At 62.8% G+C, this 19,427-nt stretch carries 17 protein-coding genes and 1 pseudogene; 9 read left to right on the top strand and 9 right to left on the bottom strand.

Annotated features, from left to right (window positions below; translation table 11 throughout):
• Together BFP70_RS09400 and BFP70_RS09390 are read left to right on the top strand one after the other, a co-directional pair.
• A pseudogene (locus BFP70_RS09400) lies at positions 1-898 on the top strand (metallophosphoesterase); the annotation flags it as partial.
• Positions 899-1,324: 426 nt separating this feature from the next.
• Complete coding sequence (locus BFP70_RS09390) at positions 1,325-1,654, top strand: hypothetical protein (protein WP_066011204.1); 330 nt, start codon at positions 1,325-1,327, stop codon at positions 1,652-1,654.
• Between the two features lie 506 nt (positions 1,655-2,160).
• On the opposite strand, the gene BFP70_RS09385 is transcribed toward BFP70_RS09390, so the two are convergent.
• From BFP70_RS09385 to BFP70_RS09360, 6 genes are read right to left on the bottom strand one after another with little or no spacing between them, the layout of a single operon-like run.
• Positions 2,161-2,823 (bottom strand): flavin reductase family protein, encoded by a 663-nt coding sequence (locus tag BFP70_RS09385; protein ID WP_141693156.1) that lies wholly within the window; start codon positions 2,821-2,823, stop codon positions 2,161-2,163.
• Positions 2,820-4,229 (bottom strand): Xaa-Pro peptidase family protein, encoded by a 1,410-nt coding sequence (locus BFP70_RS09380; RefSeq protein ID WP_066011203.1) that lies wholly within the window; start codon positions 4,227-4,229, stop codon positions 2,820-2,822. The genes BFP70_RS09385 and BFP70_RS09380 overlap by 4 nt, the downstream gene beginning before the upstream one ends.
• Positions 4,230-4,260: 31 nt before the next feature.
• On the bottom strand, positions 4,261-5,076 hold the full coding sequence (locus BFP70_RS09375) for an ABC transporter permease (RefSeq protein ID WP_066011201.1): 816 nt from the start codon (positions 5,074-5,076) through the stop codon (positions 4,261-4,263).
• Positions 5,069-5,899, bottom strand: coding sequence for an ABC transporter permease (locus BFP70_RS09370; protein ID WP_066011199.1), 831 nt, complete (start codon positions 5,897-5,899; stop codon positions 5,069-5,071). Before BFP70_RS09370 ends, BFP70_RS09375 begins: the two co-directional genes overlap by 8 nt.
• Positions 5,900-5,913: 14 nt before the next feature.
• Complete coding sequence (locus BFP70_RS09365) at positions 5,914-6,951, bottom strand: PotD/PotF family extracellular solute-binding protein (protein WP_066011197.1); 1,038 nt, start codon at positions 6,949-6,951, stop codon at positions 5,914-5,916.
• Between the two features lie 22 nt (positions 6,952-6,973).
• Complete coding sequence (locus BFP70_RS09360; RefSeq protein WP_066011194.1) at positions 6,974-8,041, bottom strand: ABC transporter ATP-binding protein; 1,068 nt, start codon at positions 8,039-8,041, stop codon at positions 6,974-6,976.
• 239 nt (positions 8,042-8,280) lie between these two features.
• Between BFP70_RS09360 and BFP70_RS09355 the strand changes: the two genes are divergently transcribed.
• The 6 genes from BFP70_RS09355 to BFP70_RS09330 all read left to right on the top strand — a co-directional run bounded on the left by BFP70_RS09355 (position 8,281) and on the right by BFP70_RS09330 (position 14,629).
• Entirely contained in the window at positions 8,281-8,985 is a 705-nt protein-coding gene (locus BFP70_RS09355) for a GntR family transcriptional regulator (RefSeq protein ID WP_066011192.1), read from the top strand.
• 238 nt (positions 8,986-9,223) lie between these two features.
• Positions 9,224-10,150 carry an ABC transporter substrate-binding protein gene (locus BFP70_RS09350; protein WP_066011190.1) on the top strand — a complete coding sequence of 309 codons (927 nt, stop codon included), beginning with the start codon at positions 9,224-9,226 and terminating at the stop codon, positions 10,148-10,150.
• Positions 10,151-10,156: 6 nt separating this feature from the next.
• On the top strand, positions 10,157-10,978 hold the full coding sequence (locus tag BFP70_RS09345) for an amino acid ABC transporter permease (RefSeq protein ID WP_066011188.1): 822 nt from the start codon (positions 10,157-10,159) through the stop codon (positions 10,976-10,978).
• 23 nt (positions 10,979-11,001) lie between these two features.
• Positions 11,002-12,126, top strand: a complete 1,125-nt coding sequence (locus tag BFP70_RS09340) for a sugar phosphate isomerase/epimerase family protein (protein WP_066011186.1) — start codon at positions 11,002-11,004, stop codon at positions 12,124-12,126.
• Between the two features lie 758 nt (positions 12,127-12,884).
• Positions 12,885-14,204, top strand: coding sequence for an MATE family efflux transporter (locus tag BFP70_RS09335; protein ID WP_255356659.1), 1,320 nt, complete (start codon positions 12,885-12,887; stop codon positions 14,202-14,204).
• Complete coding sequence (locus BFP70_RS09330) at positions 14,201-14,629, top strand: glyoxalase superfamily protein (RefSeq protein WP_066011182.1); 429 nt, start codon at positions 14,201-14,203, stop codon at positions 14,627-14,629. The genes BFP70_RS09335 and BFP70_RS09330 overlap by 4 nt, the downstream gene beginning before the upstream one ends.
• Positions 14,630-15,063: 434 nt before the next feature.
• Here BFP70_RS09330 and BFP70_RS09325 read toward each other — a convergent pair whose 3' ends face one another.
• Positions 15,064-16,416, bottom strand: a complete 1,353-nt coding sequence (locus tag BFP70_RS09325) for a CoA transferase (RefSeq protein ID WP_066011179.1) — start codon at positions 16,414-16,416, stop codon at positions 15,064-15,066.
• A gap of 48 nt (positions 16,417-16,464) precedes the next feature.
• On the opposite strand from BFP70_RS09325, the gene BFP70_RS09320 reads away from it, so the two are divergent.
• Positions 16,465-17,631 carry a citrate synthase family protein gene (locus BFP70_RS09320; RefSeq protein ID WP_083217428.1) on the top strand — a complete coding sequence of 389 codons (1,167 nt, stop codon included), beginning with the start codon at positions 16,465-16,467 and terminating at the stop codon, positions 17,629-17,631.
• A 185-nt stretch (positions 17,632-17,816) separates the two neighbouring features.
• On the opposite strand, the gene BFP70_RS09315 is transcribed toward BFP70_RS09320, so the two are convergent.
• Positions 17,817-18,482: a hypothetical protein gene (locus tag BFP70_RS09315; protein ID WP_066011177.1), complete on the bottom strand. Its 666-nt coding sequence runs from the start codon at positions 18,480-18,482 to the stop codon at positions 17,817-17,819.
• Positions 18,483-18,687: 205 nt separating this feature from the next.
• Positions 18,688-19,427, bottom strand: a 740-nt coding sequence (locus tag BFP70_RS21015) for a DUF6880 family protein (protein ID WP_369820198.1), incomplete at its 5' end; no start/stop codon positions are given.

The raw sequence follows: 19,427 nt of genomic DNA, 5'->3' as shown, positions 1-19,427 counted from the left end.
CATCCTCCCGGGGAACCACGACTATTACAGGAGCAGGCTCGACGATGACAGACGGCTGCGCGACATGGTCCGTGACTGCGGGAGCTGGTTTGCTCAGAAGACGGAACTCCGCCATCGCCGCGACCGCTACTTCTGTGCCACTCTCTGGACCGACTTCAACCTCATGGGCGACAGGGCAGCCGCCATGCAATTCGCGCGCCGGTTCATGCGCGACTTTGATATGATCTCCATTAACACCCCTGATCACGAGGTATACGATCCAGACGCGGTACGACCGCTTCGCCTTGTCCCGATCACGCCCGAGGATACCATCAGGCTGCATGGCGAGCATCGCGCCTGGCTGGAGGAGCGCTTGGCGACCCCTCATTTCGCAGGCGAAGGCCGGACCTTCGTTGTCACCCATCATGGCCCGCACCCGTCCGCCGCGGGCCCGCTGGATCTCCTGACACCAGCTTTCCATTCGGATCTGACCGATGTGATAGAACAGGCCGATATCGACATATGGTTCTTCGGACATTCGCATCGACGGCTGTCCTCCACGGTTGCTGGTACACGCATTCAGAATGTTTCGATCGGATACCCCGACGAGGATCATGGCCAAAACGAGGATGATCTGGCGGAGATTTGCATCGTCAGCGAAGCTCCGGCCTTGCAGTCTCTGAATGAGCCGTGGGAGCAGCACGACATCCATCCGGCTCTTGAATGGGATTACGCATATGCGCTGCGGTGCCACGAAACTTACACGCCCGTTCTGCTGGATAAACTGTCACCCGAAACATGCGCCATCCTGCGCTTTGAACTGGCGGGATGCGCCAGTCCCATCGTGCCGGAAGGAGACGCGTATTATGCAGCCGATGTCATTCTCGCGCTCGGTCGAATACTGGCAGGGTCACGATGATGTCGGCTGAAGCGTTCTTCTCGATCTCGGGGATGCTGATCTGCCTGGTCGGTTTAGTCCATGTGATCATCGCCTATCGGGGGACAACGCGATCGGCTGAACCGGATCCAGAGCGGGTGAGGAGATTTGTCGAAAGCGCGCCCCCGCTCCCCAACCACTTACCTCGCACCCCAAGCGATCCCGACAACGAGGGGCACAATCCTAGTAAAGATGAAGACAAGGCTGGAGCGGACACCGCAAGAGCCCATGAGGCACCGCGTTGACCACCGCACTCGTGGCCGATCCGCAAAGATTTCCTGATTTGCACGGCTGCCCCCCGGACAACATGGGGGTCGCTTCGTCGAGCCATGATGGCGGGTTTGAAATCCTGACAGGACGTTAGCGCAATAAAGTTTCTGATCTCAACAAGGTAAATGGAGGCCTATCATGAGTGAACATCCTGACGCATGGATCATTCTGCGCGTCACAATCATCCAGCGCGGCGAGCCTGTCGAAGAATTACGAGTACTGGCAGGCTGGTTCGGCGGCTACACGCAGTCCGACCGGTGGCGGATAAACTCCGGTATTGTCAGCGTCGAAGCCGATGAACGCGAGTATCGATTTCGCGGCCATTCGGGCTCTGTATATGCTTGCCAGCGAAACGCCTATGGCCTCTCATCGATCATGAAGTGCGGGCTCAGATTAGCCGAGCGGTTGCCGCAATTCCGCAGCATCGAACCCCTTGAGGATCAGGATTGGACAGCAATCCAGCTTTAGGGCGGGTGAGGCTTTTAGCACTCAACTTACAGGGAGCATTTCAGCAGCCCGCGGGGTTAAGCCCGTCGCCCGAATCCTGTCCTAAGCGCGATTGAGACGCTTGGCCCTTGCGGAAGTCGATGGGCTTCGTGGCCAACATGATCCATACTCGGCTCCGGGAAGTTGGCAAGTTTCCAGTAGTCGGAGCGAATGGTGGCTGTGGGCCAGTCCTTCCATATCAAATGGCAGCAATGCGGGACATTTCTGCCGTTCGCTGCGTGCGCTCGCTTTCGGCCGCGGCGCGGTGCGCCCGCAGGATTGAGAAGAAAAGCCGCCTTTCGCCATTGGCGGATCGTGCCTCCAAAGCGCCGTGGCGGAGGCTGCCCTCACCCCGGTCGAGCCAGATCAATCTCGTTGGCCGCCAGGCCAGCGCGTGCCGGATGCGCGCGGCTGGTCAGAAGAGGCCGGTGAAACCGGCCCCTCTCGAGTATTTCAGGAAATCGTCCTTGGTGCTCGCCGAAGGGGACTCAGCCAGCCTTCTCCGACACGCCCATGAACTCCTCCACCGTCGGCGTCACCCGTTCGAATTGGTCGAGCTGGCGCGCGTAGAGGTGACCACCGAGACGCCCGACGGCGTCGATGCCGATCTGGTCGACGTAGTGGGTTTCCGGGTCCACCAGCGTCTCGCGCACGAACATCCGCTTCACCTCGCCCAGCACGATGGTGCGCGCAGGGCTGACCGGGACCGTCTGCACCAGATGGCACTCGAAGGCGGCGGGAGCGGCGAGGATGCGTGGGCTGCGCACCGTCTCGCCGGGTGCCGTTTCGAGCCCCGCAAGGGCGAGCTCGTCGACATCCGCCGGGAACTTGATCGAGCAGATCTCCATCTGATCGACCAGCGCATGGTCCGAGATGTGGACGGTGAACTCGCCGGTGGCGAGGATGTTCGCCGCCGTGTCCTTGGGCGTGCCGTCGGGCTTGTGCTCGATCCCCACCGCCATGATCGCCGGATCATGGGTGAGGATGTTGAAGAAGCTGAAGGAGCCCGCGTTGGGCGTGCCGTCCTCCGACAGAGTGGTGATCAGCGCGATGGGGCGCGGGATCACCGTGCCGATCAGCAGCTTGTAGCGCTGCTTCGGCGTCAGCTCGGCGAAGTCGAAGGCGTGGCTGGTCATCGTCTGATCTTTCATGCGGGGATCCGGTGCGTCTCGAGGGGCGTGTGGCGCGACAGGTTCTCGCACCCGTCGGCGGTCACGACATACATGTCACCGATGTTGCAGCCCGCGGACATGGGTTCAAGCCATTGCGTGTGCAGGACGAAGACCATGCCCTCTTCCAGCCTGTCATAGTTGTGAGAGGAGATATTGAAGGCATTCTGCCCGCCCGCCATGCCGACCGAATGGCCGAGGTTGGGGTTATGCGGCCCGAAGGTTGCCGGGTATACGTGCATCAGCTTGCGGCCCTGCGCCTCGTAATCGGCATTGGGGACATACTGGCGCGGAATCTCGCGCGGGCCGCCATCGTCGGCGGTGCGCCAGTTGTAGGGCATGGTGCGGGCCTCTGCGTCTTTCAGCAGGCCGGCCTCGATATAGCTGTCGAAAGCGGCGTTGTTCAGGTCGCGGATCAGCGTGCCGGGGCGGATCAGTTTCTCGGCGGCCTTCACGCCGCGGGTGCAGGCGTCCAGCACCAACTCCTGCCGGTCGGTCAGCGCGCCGAAGGCGAACATGCGCGCGGTCTGGGCGGTGTAGCCTTGATAGGTGACGTTCGACACGTAGAGGTTGGCCAGATCGCCCTTGCGCATGACGTGGCCGTAGGGCTTGCCGCAATGGGTGCCCCATTCGTTGGCGCCGATCTGATAGCCGTCGCCGGTCTCGCCGCCACGGGCCATCTGCGCGAGGGTGAAGGCGGCGTAGATCTCGTAGTCGGTCACGCCGGGGCGGGCGACGTGATAGGCAGCCTGTGTCGCGATGCTGATGAGCTGCGCGGCAGTGCGGAACTGGGCGATCTCGGCGGGCGTGCGGTTGCGCTGCATGCGGTCGAGAATGCCGTGCTGGTCGGAGAATTTCGCCTTCGGCATCTCGGCGACCAGCGCGGTGCGGAACCCGGCCGAGCGCTTGTCGCCGATGAAGCCGATATTGTCAGCCTTCAGCTCACCCAGGATACCAACCAGCGCCTGCATCGTCTTGGCACCCGAGTCACCGGGGATGTCGGCGTATTCACGGCCCACGGCGCCAATCTGCAGGATGCGGTCCACGCCCACCGGCTCGCCGCCCGGCGGCAGGATCACCGACTGGGTGAAGAACGACAGCAGCACCGGCTCCTTGTCCTCGTCCATCGGCACAATCAGCACCCCCTCGCGCATCCAGTCGCAGAGGTAGCGCAGATAGGCATGCGCCGCGTGGAACCAGCCGACGCTGTCGCAATGCACGACCACCGCGTCGAGCCCGGCAGAGACCGCCTCGCGCTTCAGCTTGCGCATCCGCTCGGCGTATTCCTCCGCCGGGATCGGCATCGCCGGGGTGAAGTCGAAGTCGGGGGCGAAATCGCCGAGCAGGCTTTCGATGGACGGCCGGGCGCCGGAGCTATGCGCGTTCATGGGATGGTCCTTTCCGTGAGTGAGTTCGGGGTCAGCGGGCATCGCGCCCGCCGAAGCGTTGCAGGGTGACCAGCAGCAGGGCCGCGGCGAGGATCAGCACGCCCGAGACCGCAGCGACACGTCCGTCGAGGCTTTCCTCGAGCATGGCGAAGAGGCGCAGCGGCAGCATGGTCCGACCGGGATCGCCGAGGAAGAGCGTCACCGACACGTTGTCGAGCGACTGCATGAAGACGAGGAAGGCACCCGCGAGGATACCGGGAAGAATGCCCGGCAGGCTGATGCGCAGGAAGGTGCGGGCGCGGCTGGCGCCGAGCGTGGCCGAGGCTTCCTCGAGCGCCGGGTTCATGCGCTGCGCAAGGCCCAGCACGGTGCGGAACATCAGCGGCGCGAAGACCGCCGCGTGGCCGATCAGCACTGCGAGGAAGGACGGGCCGAGGCCCAGAAGGCTCAGCGCCAGCAGCGCGGCGAGCGCGTAGACGAGGCTTGGCAGCACCAGCGGAGCCAGCAGCACCGGCTCGACCGACCCGGCGAAGCGCTTCGGCGCGCGCGCCAGCGCCCAGGCGGCGGGGGCGGTGATCAGCGTGACCACGGCGACCGTCGATAGCGCCACTTCGATCGAGTTCTTGGCGGCGGTGTGGATCGGCTCCGAGGCGATCGGGTCGAACAGCATCTCGTACCAGCGCAGCGAAAAGCCCTCGGGCGGGAAACGCAGCGTGGTGCCGGAGTTGAAGGACATCAGCAGCGCCAGCAGGATCGGGCCGATCATGAAGGCCAGCACCATAAGGCCGCAGCCCCAGACGAAGGCCCAGTAGAGGGCGGTGGAGATCTTCGAACGTGTCTCAAGCATGACCTTGGAGCCTTTCGTGACGGGCGAGCATGGTGAGGCCCAGCATGATGACGCCGGTGGACGCCAGAAGAAGGATCGAGATCGCGGCGGCCATTGGCCATTGGAAGAGTACACCGACCTCGCGGTAGACAAATTGCGGAAGATAGATCAGCCGCGCGCCGCCGATGACGCTCTGCGTCACGTAAGAGGTGGTGGCCGAGGCGAAGACCAGCACCCAGCCTGCCAGTACGGCGGGGATGATCTGCGGGAAGATCGCCGAGAACCAGGCACGCCAGCGGCCTGCGCCCAGCACCTCGGCAGCCTCCAGCGTCTTGCGGTCTGCGCGGTTGAGCACGGCAAAGACCGGCAGCAGCAGCAGCGGCAGTTCGATCTGCACCAGCGCGATGATCAGCCCGGTCTCGGAGAAGAGCAGCGAGAACGGGCGCTCGGTGAGGCCGAGCCCGAGCAGCGTCTGGCTGATCGGCCCGTTGCGGCCAAGCAGCACGACCCAGGCGAAGGTGCGCACCACGTTGGCGGTCAGCATCGGCAAGAGTGTGCAGATCAGGATCAGCCCGCGGAGAAGTTTCCCCGCGTGCCAATAGAGCATCACCAGCGGCAGCGCCGCCAGCGAGACGAAGAAGGTCACCTTCGCCCCCAGCGCCAGCGTGCCGGTGAGCACGCCGCGCGCGAAGGGGTCGGAAAGGAAGGCCGCGAAGTTCCCAAGGCCCCAACTTCCATCCTCCCCGCGCAGGCTGATGCCGGCGAGCAGCAGCAGTGGCGAGATGAAGAACAGCACCATGAAAGCGATCATGGGCCACGACAGTAAGGTTTCTTTGCGGATCATCGCGGCTCTCCCGATCAGCGGACGACGAGGCGGTCGAAGGTTTCCGTCCACTCGGCGCGGTGCTTGTTGATCGCCTGCCAGTCCGGGTAGACGGCATTGGCCACCTGCTCGGGCGTGACGAACTGCGAGACGACCTCGGAATAGGGCACATCCACGTTGGTCGGGATCATCGCGGTCGGCGGCTCGGCCAGCTGGGTCTGCGCGGCGGCGTCGATGGCGGCATCCATATAGGCGTAGACGCCTTCGGGGTTTGAGGCGCCCTTCACCAGATGGATCGCGACGGGCACCGAAGGCGAGCCGGTTTCGGGGTGGGCGAACTCGCAGGGCATGCCCAGCTCGCGCAGCTTGGCGACGTTGCCGGTCGAGGCCATGAACACGGCGATCTCGCCCTGCTGGTACATGGTCATCTGGTTCGAGCCAGAGGTCGCGATGGCGCCGATCTTCGGCAGGTAGGCCTCGAGCAGGTCAAACACCGGCTGCATGTTGTCATAGGTGCCGCCGTAGGCCTTGTTGATCTCGGTATAGGCCATGGTCGCGGTGTTGGAGCCGAAGCCGATGAGCGCGAGGTTACCCTCGTACTGCGGGTCTTCGAAGAGCGCCTTGTAGCCGGCGGGCTTGTCGACCACCTCGGGGTTGTAGGCGATGCCGTTGACCTCGATCGTGACGTAAGGCCCCCACTCGTTCTGCGCGGCCGGGCTCAGCTTGTCCCAGTTCTTCAGGCGCGTCGGGTCAATCTTCTCGATCAGCCCTTCCTGGATCAGGATGTCGCTCTGGCCCGGCGAGACGAGCAGCGCGTCATAGGGCGGCTGGCCGGGGCTGGCCATCAGGCGGGCGATCTGGTCCTGCGCCAGCGACGGCGCGACGGTCAGATCAAAGCCCGCGTCCTTGACCATCGGGCCGACGATCGAGCGATAGGCGTCTTCCCAACTGCCCGGGAAGGTGGCGGCGACAACCTTGCCGCCGGAGGCAAAGGCGGGACGGATCAGCGCCGGGGTGGCAAGAGCCGAGAGGCCGGCCATGGTGAAAGCGCGGCGGGTCATATTGATGGTCATGTCAGTCTCCTCGTTGGATTTTTCAGTTGATTTGGTTGTTGCCGGGAAAGACGTGCAGGCGGGACGTGTCCGGGATCAGCCAGATGGCATCTCCCTTTCCGGGACGGGCGCCGCCGTCGCGCAGGACCTGCGCCTTGATCGCGGTGCCGTCGGGAAGCGTGGCGTCGATGGTGAGGAAGCGCCCCATCACCACGGCGCGGTCGAAGCGCGCGGCGATGGCGCCGGGCTGCTCGGTGAGCGAGAGGCTCAAATCCTCGGGGCGGGAAGTGACGATCACTTCGGCGCCGGGCAGGTAGTTGAGCGTCCGGTTCATCGCGATCTCGGCGCCACCGGCTGTCTTCAGTCGCCCCGCGCCGGTCACTGTCGCGTGCTGCTGGTTGGCGTGGCCAATGAAGCCATTGACGAAAAGGCTGGCGGGGTGGTCGTAGATCTCTTCCGGCGAGCCGACCTGTTCGACGCGGCCCTCGTTCATCACCACGAGCTGGCCGGCAACGGCCTGCGCCTCTTCCTGGTCGTGGGTGACCATCACAGTGGTGATGCCCACGTCATCCTGCATCCGCACCAGTTCGCTCTGAAGCTCGGCGCGCAGCGCGCGGTCGAGCGCGCCGAAGGGCTCGTCCATCAACAGCGCCGAGGGGTCGGTCGCCAGGGCGCGGGCCACGGCGACGCGCTGCTGCTGGCCGCCCGAAAGGCTCGGCGGGAAGCGGTTGGCAAAGGCGGTCAGCCGGACCAGTTCGAGCAGCCGGGCGACGCGCTCCTTGCGCTCCTGCCGCGGCAGATGGGCGAGGCCATAGGCGACGTTCTCGGCCACCGTCATATGCGAGAAGAGCGCGAAGTTCTGAAAGACCATCCCCAGCTTGCGGTTGCGCACCTGCACCTTGGTCAGATCGCGCCCCTGCAGCGAGATGCGGCCGCGGTCGGGGGTGATGAGCCCGGCGATGGCCCGCAGGATCGTCGACTTGCCACAGCCCGAGGGCCCCAGCAGGGCAACGACCTTGCCGTCGGGCACGTCGAAATTCACGTTGTGGAGGACTTGCTTGTCCTCGTAGCTGTGATCCACGTTGCTGATCTGCAATCCGGTGTCGGCCATGATACGGGTGCTCCGCTGGTTGCGAACTGTGATGACTCGACTGTTGCGTCACAAAATGTTCGAAACTCAATGCGTAAGTGTGTGCGAAAGTTTTTCCGCGAGCATTGTGCGAATATTTTGCGCAGATATACTCGAGGTGCGCCCTTTCCGGGCGGCCTGAGAACGCATCCCCTGTATCTTTGCTGCGCAGACCGCTAAATCTCGGTCATTCCGAGAGGCAGGCCTGTGGAGCGTTTCCAATGAAAGACAGCATGATTCTATCTGACGACATCTCCGAGGTGATTTGCGCAACTTTGCGCGCGGCGATCTTCGAAGGCGCGCTGAAGCCCGGCGACAAGCTGAAGGAAGACATCCTGGCCAAGCATTTCGGCGCCTCCCGCACGGTGGTGCGCGGCGCGCTGACCATGCTCGCGCAGCAGCATCTCGCGGAGCGCCGGCGCAACCATGGCTCCTTCGTGGCCACCCCCACCCCGGCCGAGGCGAAGAACCTCCTCGCCTCCCGCCGCGTGCTTGAAATGGCGGTGATGGACGCGCTACCAGGTCGCCTGAACAAGAAGGAATTCGACGTTCTCGCGCGCACCATAGAGAATGAGACGAAGGTCCACTCGGGCAGCGACGCCACCGAGAAGAAGCGGATTGCTGGCGATTTTCACCATATTTTGGCGGAATACGCGGGCAATCACGTGCTGCTCGAGATGCTGGAGAACGTCATCACCCGGCTCTCGCTGGTCAACGCTCTCTATGAACGCGCCAGTGACTGTACCTGCGGCACCTCTCATCACGCGCTGATCCTCGATCATCTGAAGGCCGGGGACTATGACGGAGCCCGCACGGCCATGGCCGTGCATCTCGAGGACATGGAAGGCAACATCGCCTTCGAGGGTGTCGACGGCGAAAAGGACGAGTTCCTCGCCATCCTCGAGCGGATGACCGGCAAGCCCTGATCCCGACCCAACGCCCGGCAGAGGCCGAGACGAATCGCGCCTCGCGTTCGCATTTCGCCCAAGAATGCGCCAAGATGTCTCTCTAAGTTGCGCTTTGCCCGCGCACGCGGCGGTCGACCGAATTTTCCACGCTGCGCTTCGCCAAAACTTTCGAATGAACTTGCGCAAGTTTTGTCGCGAGGGGATTTTGAGGGTGTAGCGTCGAGCAACGGCGCGCCTGACAACAGGGACCCTCCTCATGAACAAGCTCATCAAGATGGCACTCGGCCCGGCGCTCGCCGCCACCCTCGCCACCTCCGCCCTCTCGCAGGGCATGACCGAGGTCATGCACGCGTCGGATGACATCATCGCGCTGCCCGGCGTCACCGCCAATCCCGATCTCGCCGCAGGCCTGCCGCAGGCCATCCGCGATGCGGGCGTCCTGCGGGTCGCCACCGACCTCACTCCGCCGATCAGCTTCCACGATGATGCGGGCAAGCTCATTGGCATCGACGCGGATATTGCCGCCTCCCTGGGCGTGATCCTCGGTGTCGAGGTGCAGATGACCGATCTCGGCGCAGGCGCGGGCATCGTCCCGGCGATCCTGTCCCGGCGCTTCGACATGACCATCTCGGGCATCAACGACGATCCCGAACTGGAAAAGCAGGTCGACGTGATCGACTACATGTATGACGCAACGACGATCATGGTGCTCGAGGGCAACCCGCTGAACATCGCTTCGATGGACGATCTCTGCGGCAAGCGCGTCGCGGTGCCCGTGGGCACCTTCCAGAACCGCCTCGTCACCGCCTTCGCCGAAGGCTGCGCAGAACCAATGAACATTATGTCGCTGCCGAAGATGCCCGAGGTGCTGCAGGCCGTCCGCAGCGGCCGCGCCGATGCCACGGTTAACGGCTATGCCACCAGCGTCTATTCGACCGAGAAACAGGTCGGCAAGGGCGTGGGCCTTCAGGCACTGCCCGACATCCGCCTCGCGGTCGGCTACCTCGGCATGCTGACCCACAAGGAAAACCCCGAGCTGCGCGACACCGTCGTCGCCGCCCTTCAGCAGATGGTCGACGCAGGCGGCTATGCGCAGATCATGGAGAAATGGGGCCTCGCCCCGCTCGCCGTCGAGACCGTGAAGGTCAATGACGCCGCCTCCATGCCCGTCGAAACGGAGTAAGACACCATGGCCTCCATCGAGACCGACTTTCGCGCACCGCCCGCACGACTGAAGATCCAGTGGGGGCAGATCGCCACGGGCGGCACGGCGCTGCTGATCCTCGGCGCCATGGTCTGGGTCGTCACCCAGAGCCAGAGCATCCTCTGGGCCGAGATCCCCGGCTACCTGCTCGATCCGCGCATCCTCAGTGGCGTGGTTCTCACCCTGAAGCTGACCGTCGGCGCCATGATCTTCGGCATCGTCGTCGGCTGCGTTGTGGCGGCCATGGCGATCAGCGAGAACCTCGTGCTGCGCGCCATCGCGGCGGGTTTCGTCTGGTGGTTTCGCGGTGTGCCACTGATCGTGCAGATCTTCCTGTGGTTCAACATCGCGCTCTTCGTGCCCCGCCTCGGACCCTATGACATCAACCTGCTGGTGACCCCGGCGGTGGCGGGCTTCCTCGCCCTCGGGCTGCACGAAGCCGCCAATATGTCCGAGATCATCCGCGCGGGCCTCAAAGCCGTCGACAAGGGGCAGCGCGAGGCGGCGCAGGCGCTCGGCCTCAAGCCGCTGCAGATCATGCGGACGATCATCCTGCCGCAGGCGGTGCGGTTGGTGATCCCGCCCACCGGCAATCAGGCGATCGGCATGCTGAAGGCCAGCGCCATCGTCTCGGTCATCGGCATGCGCGACCTGCTGACCATGGCGCAGCAGATCTACGCCGCCAACTTTCTGGTCATCGAACTGCTGTTCGTGGCCTCCATCTGGTACCTCGGCATCACCACGGTGGCGCAGGTCGGCCAGCACTACCTCGAGAAACGCTTCGCGCCCAAGGGCCGCGGAAACTGATCCCCACCGGAAAGGACTTCCCCATGAAACTCGGCATCGACTGGCAGAAACTGCCGGAAGCCACGACGCGCGGCCCGATGGCCAGCCTCGACCACGTGCAGGAGATGGGGCTGGCGGGGATCTTCTTTCCCACCGTGCTCGACATGTCCCCGACGCTGGACCGCGGCTTTCTGAAGGAACTGCGTGCCAAGGCCGACGCGATGGGGCTCTACCTCGAAGCGGGCCTCGGCAAGATCAACCCCTACTGCAGCGCCGAGGCGCCCGAGCTGCGCGCCGCTGGCAACGGCGATATCTTGGCGGGCCTGACCCGCATGATCGAGATCGCCGCCGAGATCGGGTTGCATGAGCTCTGGATTTCCCCCGGCAACTTCAAGGGCCAGTTCGCCGGTCGCCTCGCCAACGATCGGTTCCGCACAGACATCGACTGGGCCGATCAGCTGGCCGCGATGGAGAAGATCATGCATCGCCTCGCGCCCGCGCTGCGCGACCATGGCTCGCATATGAATATGGAGACGCATGACGAGATCACCTCCTTCGAGATCCTGCGCCTGATCGAGGCGGTAGGCGCGGACGTGACCGGCGCCGTGCTCGACACCGCCAACGGGCTGCAGCGCGGCGAGCACCCGGTCTGGGCGGCCCGGCGCCTCGCGCCCCACATCCGGCAGACCCACATCAAGGACGCCTATGTCGCGCGCGCCCCCGGCGGCCTCGACTTCCAAGGCCGTGCCTGCGGCGAAGGCATCGTCGATTTCGCGGCGATCCTGCCGATCCTCGCCGAGGCGAACCCGGACCTGAACCTCTCGCTCGAAATGGCCGCCTCCTGCGACGACAAGCCCCGCGCTGCCAACCCGCGCCAGTGCATCCAGATCAACGATCCGGTCTGGCGTGCGGTCCATCCCGACCTGACCGCCGAGGAATACGAGGCCTATATGCAGATGGTTGATGTCTACGAGGAGCGCATCGCCAGTGGCGCCATCGAGGACTGGGAAAGCTACGAGCACCGCAACTACGGCTATCCGAGCTACGCGGAGCAGTCCTATCGCTACGCCGAAGCCCGCGGCTACATTCGCCGGTCGGCGGATCACATTGCCACGGAATGCGCCCGCGCGGGAATCCGGCTGGAACAGCCGCAGCCCGACTATGCCTGACCAACGATCGCCTTGCCGCAGCCAACTCCACGGCTGCGGCAATGGAGCCGTTTCATCGCCCTTAGCAGAAGACAGTGCCCACGCTACACTTGGCAAACTGCAAAGCGTTGTCGAAGGTCCGGTTTCGGGCTGACTGCAGCGTCCGGGCTCCTCTGCGTGCGCGAATTTGATTGCTGTCTATGTCTCGGCTTTGGGCTCGGAGCGGACATGCGGCGGTGCGGCGGCCCCATCACGAGGGCCGCGCCACCCGATCGACGAGCTCGGCCCTCTCCGGACGTTCGGCGTTTGGTGGGCGCTGAGGCGCGGCTTCGCCAAAGCGGCCGTTCGGGCACCGGCGCAGCATTTTCAAACGAACCGACGTCTGCAGTGCGGACAAAGTGAGCTTTCGCTGCATGTGCGCCAATGTCCGGTTCGGTGAACTGTTCATCAAAAGGTAGCATTTGAAGCGGCCTGTGTGGGTGCCGGGAAAGCAAGATGTTGGTCGATGGTCGCGTGTCAGGTCCTGCTTGACACTTCCAATACCAAAACCGTAAGACGAGGGCAGGTATTGGGCACCTGCCGCCTGCGGACGCAAGTCTCGGTGAAGCTCAAATTGACAAAGACATACACCCTCGAAGCATTTCGCAGGTGGCAACGCAGGCTCCCATCCCATCAGAAATGCCTCATCTGAGGAGTGAATGATGTCGTCTCAAAACACATCCGAGAATCGATTTTTAACGACTACGCCGAAGCGGCTTTTTGTCGCCAATGCTCTGCCTATGATGCTTATCATGGTGATGAGCGGTCTTTTGACCGTCGTAGATGCGGTGTTTCTGGGCCACTTCGTCGGGGCTGATGCCCTTGCGGCCGTCAGCGTCGTATTCCCTGTTATCATGATCACAATAGCACTCTCGACCCTTGTCGGCGGGGGAATGTCCAGCCTTCTCGCACGTCATTTGGGGGCAGGAAACCACAGTGATGCGGTTGCTGTATTCGCGCAAGCGCATGGTCTGGCGCTGTTTCTGTCACTTTTGCTCATATCGGCCTTTGGTATCTTCGGTGAGGTCGTCATAGACGCGCTTGCGAACGGCCAGCCCGACATTGGACGCATGGCTTATTCCTATCTGGCGGTCATGATCTTCGCGACGCCTGTGCAACTTCTTTTGAGCGTCCATGCAGACGCAGGGCGCAACGAAGGGCGTGCGGGCCTGATGGCGTTGATGTCAGTCGGCGTAACACTCGCCAATATCGTATTGAACTACCTGTTGATTGTGCGGCTCAACATGGGCGTTGCGGGGTCAGCTTGGGGAACGGCCATTGCGCAGGGGGTAGGTCTTGCGCTTTTGTTAGGCTTACGTTTGCGCGGACAAGTCATCTTGTCATTGACGGGCCTGAGAAACGCACGCTGGATTGGACAATGGAAGGCGATATTGGCCCTTGGAGCCCCTGTTAGCCTTAGCTTCATCGGGATAGCGCTGGTTTCAGGAACGGTAATCTCGACCCTGCGGCTGACATCCGACACCGGCTATGTCGAGGGGATTGCGGCTTACGGCATCGTGACCCGCATTTTCAGTTTCACATTTATGCCTCTAATGGCGATTGCATTGGCAACCCAAAGCATTGTCGGAAACAACGTGGGTGCAAAGCTTTATCATCGCTCAGATGCTGTTTTGCGGATCGCCCTCACTGTAGCCGTTCTTTATTGTGCTGCCATTGAGGTGGCCTTGCTTTCCGGAAGCGGCTTGGTTGGCCGAGGCTTTGTCAGCGATCAAGGGGTGATCGCACAGGTTGGGGTCATTTTGCACCCAATGTCGTCCCTTTATCTGTTTGCTGGTCCGGTTCTTGTGCTTGCCCTGTATTTTCAAGCCATTGGAAAACCCGGACACACAGCCGCTCTAACGTTGATTAAGCCCTTTGTGCTCAGCCCTCTGCTGATCGCCACTTTGGGCATCATTTACGGCGCACAAGCGATCTGGCTTGCCTTCCCAATTGCTGACGGGATCGTGGTTGGTATCGCCATTTGGATTGTGATCGCGTCCCAAAGGGCGGGAAAAGACAGCATTGGATTTGGATTACCGGATCAGGAGAAAGCACAATGAACCTAAAATCTGTGATCGAGGCCAAATCCCAGGCCAAAGCCTTGCGTGCATCACTTACCGCGCAAGGCACAACCATCACCCATGCGCGGGCACTGGAAATCGTCGCCCATCAAAATGGAGCCCGAGATTGGAATACGCTTCAAGCCAAGCTGTCACGGGCAGAGCCGCAGCTTTTTCATCTCAATGACGAAGTTAGCGGGCACTATCTGGGGCAGGCCTTTACTGGGCGGATCGTAGCTCTTTCAAAGGTGGGCGCAAACACGCAGGTTTCGCTTCAGCTGAACGAACCTGTTGATACGGTGCAGTTCGAAAGCTTCTCAAACATGCGCCGACATATCAGAGGCATGGTAGGGCCCAACGGCCGATCACCCCGCAAAACGTCAGACGGCACGCCGCACTTGGTCATAGATATTCCGAGCAGGTGATCTGAAATTTCTGATCGGCAACCAATTTCGGGTGGTTGCCGTTCATGCGCGCAACCTAAATCGGACTTTCGCGCAGCTTGCAGCATCGGTGAGTATGGGCTCGGAGCGGACATGCGGCGGTGCGGCGGCCCCATCACGAGGGCCGCGCCTCCCTATCGACGCGATCGGCCCTCTCCGGACGTTCGGCGTTTGGTGGGCGCTGCGGCGCGGCTTCGCCAAAGCGGCCGTTCGGGCACCGGCGCAGTATTTCAAACGAACCGACGTCTGCAGTGCGGACTAAAATGCCGTTCGTTGTTTGCTGCCAGAACGTCGGCTTGCCTGGTTGAACTGGACTGCATTCGTGGTTTCAAGAAGCTCAAGCCTTTGGCCAAACGCGCGGGGCCGTGTTTGCGCGAATGAAGCAACACGGCCGCCGATCCCGATCATTGCACGGGTCACTCCGCCCAGGCAGGCGCGTCGATGCGCAACGGTCCGGCGGCATAATGCCAACGCGGTGCCCGCCCGCCGATCTCGACCGGAAAGCGCAATCGTCGCGCCAGGCCCCAGCCGGTTGCCTCGATCTCGGGCGCAAGGTCGACCGGGCTCTCGTTTATCCCGTCGCCCTCCATTGCGAACGCCCCGGCGCCTGTCAGCAGCGTAGCGGTGCGCGCCAACGACAGGTGGGCGTTTGACACCGCGCCGGTGTTGTGCCGGAGACGCAGCGCGCGCAGCACCGCAGCGGCCATCAGGTAACCAGTCGCATGGTCTAGCGCCTGCACCGGGAGCGGCACAGGGCTGGCCGCCTGTGTCCGCCGCATCCCCTCCTCGGCGATGCCGCAGCTCATCTGCACCAGGCTGTCGAAGCCGCGCCGGCCGGCCCAGGGGCCGGTCCAGCCATAGGCGTCAAGGCTGACCTCGATCAGAGCGGGTGCGATCTCACGCCGCCGCGCGTCACCCAGCCCCAGCCCGTCGAGCGCGCAAGGGCGATAGCCATGGACCAGCACATCTGCACCGGCTAGCAGCGCCTCGAAACGGTTTCGATCACCGGCACGGCGAAGGTCCAGCCCGGCGCGGCGCTTGCCAAGGGTCACCTCGGGCTCGACCCCGGGCTCCGACCACCAGGGCGGGTCGATGCGCAGCACGTCTGCGCCGAACCCGGCGAGAAAGCGCGTCGCGACCGGCCCCGCAAGCACCCTAGTGAGATCGAGCACCCGGACGGCCTTGAGGCCAGGAGGGACCACCGGTCGCGGTGCGGCATCCACCGCCTGCCACGCCATCAGTGGCTCGGCAGCGACGGCACGACCTTGGGGATGGTCGGCCCAGTCTGCCAGCCCCCGCATCGCTGCCGCTGCGCCGCCAGCAGCCACAACGGACTCTTCCAACGCGTCCTTCGCCCAGTCCCGGACCGCCGCCGCCGTGGCCTCGCGCTCGGCTGGGCAACCCAGCACCCCGAGCGCTGCGTCGCGGTGATGCGGGGCGTTGGTGTGCAGCCGGACCCACCCGTCGGCAGCCCGGTAGTTGCCCGCTATCGGATCCCAGAGCGAGGGCAGATCCCAGCCTTGTGGCCGTAGCGTCGTGGAGAACCACATCAGCGCCAGGCGACGATCCAGAGTGATCTCATCCGCGCCTTCCAGTGCTGCCAGTTCCATCGCCGCCGCACGGACCGAGGCTATCGCCAGTTCCGAAACGTCAAAGCATGAGGGTAGCGCAGCCGGGTTTTTTTCTGTCACCGCGACATGAGAGCGGGCCCCGCCCGCTGCGTCCAGAGCCTCGTCGATCTGCTGGGTGAAATCATGAACCATATTCATCTACCCCTCTTTGCTCCAGTTATGCTCCCGATTGACCAAGAGTAAATCTTGATCAATACAATCAATATGAATTCCACCGATTGGATTGATGTTGAGGCCGCCTGCGCACTGCTCGGAGTCAAGCCGCAAACCCTTTACGCCTATGTCAGCCGTGGTCAGGTGCGCGCCGAGGCGGATGCGCTGGATGCGCGGCGTAGCCTGTATGCGCGCATAGATGTGGAGACACTGGCGCGGCAGAACCGCCGACCCCGAGCACGGGCCGAGGTGGCCGAAGCGGCAATCCGTTGGGGCGATCCAGTTCTGCGCACCGCAATCTCCGAGCTGCGCGACGGCATGCTATGGGTGCGCGGACGGTCTCTTGCCGATTGCGCAGAAGCGCTGACGCTTGAGGAGATGGCTGCGCATCTGTGGGCCGTGGAGATGCGGATTTGTCCTGCGGTTGAGGTGCCCGCGATGGGGAAAAGCCCGATCGGCCGGGTGCTCGCCTACCTTGCGCAGGAAAGTGCGGACGCGACGCCGATGCAGGGCCGGACCGCAGAAGAGATCGCTCTCGAGGGCCGACGGCTCTTGGCCGGTGTGGCGGCGGCGCTGACCGGCCACTGCGGAGGCGGGCTTCTCCACCACCGTATCGCATCGGCCTGGGGCATCGAGCCACCCGTCGCTAACGAGCTACGCCGCGCCCTGGTTTTGCTAGCCGAGCACGAGCTCAACCCCTCAACCTTCGCAGTGCGGGTCTGCGCCTCGACCGGCGCGAGCCTACCGGCGACCCTGTTGTCCGGAATGGCGACGCTGAGCGGGCCACGTCATGGCCGAGTGGTAACATTGGCTCAGAAGGCCCTGCGCGCCGCACTGGAAGATCGAATGCCCGCGTTCCTCGGCAGTTTGGAAGGCAGAAACCCTTATGGCTTTGGCTTCGGCCACCCGCTCTACCCGGCGGGCGATCCCCGGGCGCGACAGATCCTCGATATGCTGCCGCCCGATAGCCCAGAGTCCTCCGCCATAAAACGAATGGCCGAACGACTGGAACTCGCTCCGAACATCGATTGCGCGCTCTCGGCCCTTAGCGAGGCTCGTGGCCTGCCCGACGACGCAGCGTTCACCATCTTTGCCACCGGTCGCGTGGCCGGTTGGACGGCTCATGCAATCGAACAGGCCACCAGCGGCGAAATCATTCGCCCCCGAGCGCGCTTCCGCTCCCCGGACGATCAACGATAGCTGACGTTCATATCGAGCGCAGCATCTGGTAAATTGGGCTCGGAGCGGACATGCGGCGGTGCGGCGGCCCCATCACGAGGGCCGCGCCACCCGATCGACGAGCTCGGCCCAAACCGGGCATTTGCTGGACACTCATCGAACGGCAGCTCTATCGCAGGTGCTTGGTCCGCAAGGCTTCGCGGAGTTCATTCGGACGTCACGTCCGCACTAAGTGGCCCAACGTGTTCCGCATACCATTTCATCGCGGAAGAACACGCCCCATTTACCGCTCCAATTGACCCTTCAAGGTTGGAGGGAAAGTATCTCCGCGAAGTATAATAGACATCAACCTGACAATGCAGATTGTTACCCAAAGCCGCTGCTCCGTAGAAAAAGTTCAAGGTGAATGGTTCATTAAGATCACCGGACGTTGTCCACCGTGTGTGGCGAGGCACAAAGCTTGAATACTCAAGTTCAAGAAATTGGCTCTCTCCTGGCTCCAGCTGGATAGGTGGTATGCTGAACCCTGCCTTCGCCCTATGTGTGCCGTCCCCTCGCACCAAGTTTACACTCAAATCAAAATCGCTGATACTTGTCGGCAGGTTGCCGGTATTCGAAACGAAAAACGAAAACCTTTCGTCTTCAAATCGGTTGATTTGAACTTCGACCATTGGGCTTGCTGGAGCGACGACTTGACTGAAGTAAAGAGCCACAAACGACACCACCAAGGAAAGGCCGGATATAAATAAAGTCCCGATGCCGATTATACCATTGGCATAAAATAGGAACTTGTTTTGATGCGACATGCAGGCTGGGCAGATTTCTGCGTTTTCAGAAATCTGCTCACCACAAGCATGACAGGTTTTTTTCATACCCACACCGTCGCTTTCTGATGCTTTACGAACCTTGGTTCCTATTCGCAGGCGGAACGTTTAATTAGGACAAAAAAGCACAAACATCTCTGGCTGTATAGGCTCGCCTTAGAACCGGTGGGCGCAGCGAAAAGCTGCCATTCGTCTGGAACGCAGCGAACGACCACTCACCGCCCAATCTTAGTCGTATGCTGCGCTGCATTGATTATCTTACGACCTCTGCCCAGAAGGAGGACTTCCGGGCATGAGTGTCCTCCAGCGTCTTTAGGTAAGCGGCGTGCGAGAGGTGCGGACCGTAGTCGCTGATACGGGTGTCGGCCTCGGCGCAGCTTTGGAGGTGGCGGGCGGCGTGGCCGTAGCGGCCCTTGCGCTGATGGGTGAGAGCATAATCGATCAGGGCGCGCCAGAGGAGCACGGCTTGAAGCGGGTGGTTTGGAGCCAGTTCCTCTGCCAGCGGCGTCAGGATCTCGTAGACATTGCCATCAAGATAGGCGTGGCGCGCGTCGATCAACTGGCGGGCCAGTTGTAGGTCCTGCGTGGCGTGGCAGAACCACAGCGCCTTGGTCATCGATGGATAGGCCAGCACGATCGCGCGGGCGGCGTCGGCTGCATCGATATCCTCGAAATCCGGCTGCAGCTTCAGGTGATGGCGCAGCGCATCGGGGCAGAGCCGCGCTTCGAACCGCGCCCAAAGCGCATCGCGCAGCTCCGCCTTGCGCCCGAGCGCCCAGAGGCAGGCGAAATGCGCGTCATCCAGCTCGCGCGGGTCATGCCAGTCGGACCGCTGATCAGATTTCTGCGCGGCGAGGGCAGTGCGGGTCAGCGCGAGAGCCTCTTCTGCGCGCCCTGCATCCAAGAGGCGGGTCGCAGCATCGGGAGCGATGGTATGGTAGGTCAGCTGCTCGGGCGTGTATTTGGCCATCCAGCCATCGACATCGCCCTGCT

The sequence above is a fragment of the Thioclava sp. SK-1 genome (assembly GCF_001705665.1).
Taxonomy (GTDB): domain Bacteria; phylum Pseudomonadota; class Alphaproteobacteria; order Rhodobacterales; family Rhodobacteraceae; genus Thioclava.
This window is presented reverse-complemented; position numbering and strand designations above follow the sequence as displayed.

Bases quoted from the DNA above. Each gene is read 5' to 3' on its own strand.
- BFP70_RS09390 (WP_066011204.1), top strand. From the start codon at position 1,325: ATGAGTGAACATCCTGACGCATGGATCATTCTGCGCGTCACAATCATC.
- BFP70_RS09385 (WP_141693156.1), bottom strand. From the start codon at position 2,823: ATGAAAGATCAGACGATGACCAGCCACGCCTTCGACTTCGCCGAGCTG.
- BFP70_RS09380 (WP_066011203.1), bottom strand. From the start codon at position 4,229: ATGAACGCGCATAGCTCCGGCGCCCGGCCGTCCATCGAAAGCCTGCTC.
- BFP70_RS09375 (WP_066011201.1), bottom strand. From the start codon at position 5,076: ATGCTTGAGACACGTTCGAAGATCTCCACCGCCCTCTACTGGGCCTTC.
- BFP70_RS09370 (WP_066011199.1), bottom strand. From the start codon at position 5,899: ATGATCCGCAAAGAAACCTTACTGTCGTGGCCCATGATCGCTTTCATG.
- BFP70_RS09365 (WP_066011197.1), bottom strand. From the start codon at position 6,951: ATGACCATCAATATGACCCGCCGCGCTTTCACCATGGCCGGCCTCTCG.
- BFP70_RS09360 (WP_066011194.1), bottom strand. From the start codon at position 8,041: ATGGCCGACACCGGATTGCAGATCAGCAACGTGGATCACAGCTACGAG.
- BFP70_RS09355 (WP_066011192.1), top strand. From the start codon at position 8,281: ATGAAAGACAGCATGATTCTATCTGACGACATCTCCGAGGTGATTTGC.
- BFP70_RS09350 (WP_066011190.1), top strand. From the start codon at position 9,224: ATGAACAAGCTCATCAAGATGGCACTCGGCCCGGCGCTCGCCGCCACC.
- BFP70_RS09345 (WP_066011188.1), top strand. From the start codon at position 10,157: ATGGCCTCCATCGAGACCGACTTTCGCGCACCGCCCGCACGACTGAAG.
- BFP70_RS09340 (WP_066011186.1), top strand. From the start codon at position 11,002: ATGAAACTCGGCATCGACTGGCAGAAACTGCCGGAAGCCACGACGCGC.
- BFP70_RS09335 (WP_255356659.1), top strand. From the start codon at position 12,885: ATGATGCTTATCATGGTGATGAGCGGTCTTTTGACCGTCGTAGATGCG.
- BFP70_RS09330 (WP_066011182.1), top strand. From the start codon at position 14,201: ATGAACCTAAAATCTGTGATCGAGGCCAAATCCCAGGCCAAAGCCTTG.
- BFP70_RS09325 (WP_066011179.1), bottom strand. From the start codon at position 16,416: ATGAATATGGTTCATGATTTCACCCAGCAGATCGACGAGGCTCTGGAC.
- BFP70_RS09315 (WP_066011177.1), bottom strand. From the start codon at position 18,482: ATGAAAAAAACCTGTCATGCTTGTGGTGAGCAGATTTCTGAAAACGCA.